Below are 322 nucleotides of genomic sequence, written 5' to 3' on the forward strand. Positions count from 1 at the left end.
TCGGCGGTTCGATCCCGTCATCCTCCACCATATATGCCGGCTTAGCTCAATTGGTAGAGCAACTGACTTGTAATCAGTAGGTTGGGGGTTCAAGTCCTCTAGCCGGCACCAGTAACTATGGCGACTGTGGCGAAGTGGTTAACGCACCGGATTGTGGCTCCGGCATTCGTGGGTTCGATTCCCATCAGTCGCCCCATATTTTAAAATATAGTATGCGGGTGTGGCGGAATTGGCAGACGCACCAGACTTAGGATCTGGCGCCTTTGGCGTGGGGGTTCGACTCCCTTCACCCGCACTTTTAATAAAACACTTATAACATGTC

3 tRNA genes are annotated in these 322 nt (G+C 51.9%); all 3 read left to right on the forward strand.

Going from position 1 to position 322, the window contains the following annotated elements:
* Positions 1 to 35: 35 nt before the first annotated feature.
* Positions 36 to 111, forward strand: a tRNA-Thr gene (locus tag MR059_RS21580).
* 9 nt (positions 112 to 120) lie between these two features.
* Positions 121 to 196, forward strand: a tRNA-His gene (locus tag MR059_RS21585).
* A gap of 18 nt (positions 197 to 214) precedes the next feature.
* Positions 215 to 295 (forward strand) — tRNA-Leu (locus tag MR059_RS21590).
* The last annotated feature ends 27 nt before the right edge of the window (positions 296 to 322 follow it).

This window comes from Bacillus cereus group sp. BfR-BA-01522 (assembly GCF_022662635.1).
GTDB lineage: Bacteria > Bacillota > Bacilli > Bacillales > Bacillaceae_G > Bacillus_A > Bacillus_A cytotoxicus.